Origin of the sequence: Candidatus Methylomicrobium oryzae, from assembly GCF_016745425.1 — a bacterium.
GTDB classification, from domain to species: domain Bacteria; phylum Pseudomonadota; class Gammaproteobacteria; order Methylococcales; family Methylomonadaceae; genus Methylomicrobium; species Methylomicrobium oryzae.
In genome coordinates, this window is the sequence record NZ_JAERVK010000040.1 from 1 (window position 1) to 2711 (window position 2711).

At 59.5% G+C, this 2711-nt stretch carries 3 protein-coding genes; all 3 read left to right on the forward strand.

Annotated features, from left to right (window positions below; all coding sequences use genetic code 11):
• On the forward strand, positions 1–848 hold an 848-nt coding region (locus JJL52_RS20940), incomplete at its 5' end, for a BclA C-terminal domain-containing protein (protein ID WP_202054465.1).
• A 166-nt stretch (positions 849–1014) separates the two neighbouring features.
• Positions 1015–2160, forward strand: a complete 1146-nt coding sequence (locus tag JJL52_RS20945) for a glycosyltransferase (protein ID WP_202054466.1) — start codon at positions 1015–1017, stop codon at positions 2158–2160.
• 193 nt (positions 2161–2353) lie between these two features.
• On the forward strand, positions 2354–2626 hold the full coding sequence (locus JJL52_RS20950) for a hypothetical protein (protein ID WP_202054467.1): 273 nt from the start codon (positions 2354–2356) through the stop codon (positions 2624–2626).
• Positions 2627–2711: the final 85 nt, after the last annotated feature.

Consider the following 2711-nt stretch of genomic DNA (forward strand, 5'->3'; position numbering starts at 1 on the left):
GTGCCACCGGGGCGACAGGCCCTGCCGGCGCCACGGGCGCCGCCGGCGCTCCGGGCGTAGCCGGTCCGGCCGGCGCCACGGGTGCGGCCGGTCCTGCCGGCGCTCCGGGCGTAGCCGGTCCGGCCGGCGCCACAGGTGCGGCCGGTCCTGCCGGCCCTGCGGGCGCTACCGGGGCTGCTGGCCCTGCCGGCGCCACAGGTGCAGCCGGCCCCGCCGGCGCTACCGGCGCGGCAGGTGCCGCCGGCCCAACGGGCGCGACCGGGGCGGCAGGCGCTAGCGGGGCCGCCGGTGCCACGGGCGCTACCGGCGAAACCGGCGCTACCGGCGCAACAGGCGCTTCAGGAGAAACCGGCGCCACAGGCGAAACCGGTGCTACCGGCGCCACAGGAGAAACCGGCGCTACCGGCGCAACGGGTGAAACCGGTGCAACCGGCGCTACAGGGGCCGGTCTTGGCGCATTCGGTTATTCCTATGAATTGGCGACTATCGCAGACGCTACTGTCGTAGGCGGAGCCGATGTTCCTTTTTCCAATAGCGGGCCGTTAGTAGGAGTTACCCATCCTACAACGACAACAGTGGTTGTACCCATCGCGGGTTCCTATAAGATCGATTATGAGGTGAATATCACGGCCGGTGTCGGATCCGCAATAGCGATCGCAGTCAACGGCACACCTATTGCTTCAACAAATGTAACCGCGTTGGTTGCAGTAGGCCAAGTTTCCGGCACGGCGATTTTGGACCTGGCGGCAGGCGACGTAGTCACGCTCCGGAATAATTCGGCAATACCATTAACGTTGACTCTGGCCCCCTCGGTCAGCGCACAGCTGAATGCCCTGCTCTTGGATTAAGAGCCGGAGCTAACGGCGATTGCAGCGAACTGTACAATTGATCCGTCCACGTCCGTATCCGTATAGGCATGCGGCGGACGTTGTGCCGATCGCTGCAAGAAATAACCCGAATTAATCGGGACGGCAGGCCGGTTTCCGGCCTGCCGCATTTACGAGAGGAGATTTTATGGCCCGTATCGGCCTGTGCATGATCGTCAAAAACGAGGCGCCGATTATCCGCCGCTGTCTGGAGAACGTGCAGCCTCTGGTGGACTACGTGTTGATCGTCGATACCGGTTCCACGGACGGCACCCAGGCGGCGATTCGCCGGTTTTTGCACGAACAGTCTGTGCCCGGCGAAGTGATCGAGGAGCCCTGGCGCGACTTTGCCTATAACCGCAGCTTTGCGCTGCAAAAACTTCGGGAGCATGAGGATATCGACTATGGTCTGATGATCGATGCCGACGAAGTGCTGGTCTATGAGCCCGGATTCGAGCCGAAGCGTTTCAAACAGGGGCTGACCCTGGACCTTTACGATATCGAAACCCGCTACGGCAATCTCAGCTATTTAAGGCCCCAGCTGTTCAGCAACCGGCTGAACTTTTGTTACAAAGGGGTACTCCATGAATACCTCGAAGCCCCTTCTTCGCTGTCCCGGGCGCGCGTCAGCGGCTTTTTCAACCGTCCCCTGCAGGACAGTGCGCGCAGCCATAATCCTCAAAAATTTCAGGATGACGCCCGTTTACTGGAAGCCGCCCTGACCGAAGAAACCGATCCGTTCCTGATTTCCCGTTATACCTTTTACTTGGCGCAAAGCTATCGCGACAGCGGCGATCACGCGCCGGCGCTGCAGGCTTACCTGCGCCGCTCAGAGCAGGGATTCTGGCAGGAAGAGGTGTTTGTCAGCCTACTTAATGCCGCCCGCCTCAAAGAGCGTTTAGGGTATGAGGCGGCCGAGGTCGTACAGGCCTTCATGGCGGCGCATGAAAGTCTGCCTACCCGCCTGGAAGGGCTGCATGGCGCGGCCCGTATCTGCCGGAAGCACAATCTCTATCAGCAAGGCTACATCCTGGCGCAGTATGCCGTCCGCCTGCCGCGTCCCGCCACCGGGCTGTTTGTCGAATCCTGGATCGCCGATTACGGCTTGCGGGACGAGTATGCCGTACTGGCCTACTGGACGGGGAATTACCGCGAAACGTTCAATGTCTGCCTGCAGTTATTGAAGGAAAACCGGGTACCCGCCGACTACAGGCCGCGCCTGCGTCAAAATGCCGAGTTCGCCATAGGCAAATTAAACCAACCTTCATTGGCTAAATTGCTTCCCCCAAGCTAATCGTCTCCCCATGTAAATTAAGGTCAATAGGATACTGTGCCTGAGCGGGACGATGCGGTTCCGTATTTGCGAGCCAGGTTTCCAAGATTACCGCGCTACGTCGTCTTTGTTCAGCGGCTGAACAGACTGACTGATGCGGGCTTCCTTATTGGGAGTGACCGTGCGATCAAGAACGGAACCCCGGGCCCCAAGCTTGGCTCATCGATTCGTTTCCGGTCGCGCTGGCGAAACAAACCCACGCTTCAAAGCCAAAGTGGCACCCGAATTGGCCGACCACGGCTATTGTGCGTACGGCGGCAAAGCCTATCGGCGCCCCGATGCGGGCGAAATTCAACAAACTCAAGGTTTGACGGAGCTAAAGCCGGTCAAAAAACAGCAGGACAACAGGCGCTCGATGCCGACAAGGGTGTCGCGCGTGCGCCAGCCCCGAAGTCTTTTTTCATGGGATCAAACAACATATTCATAAAAGCAACGCCTACCATTTTCTTTCTCTTCACCTAAACTTAAGGATGTGAAAGAGCTTGGCCGATGAGAGATGCCGTTAGCCTAAG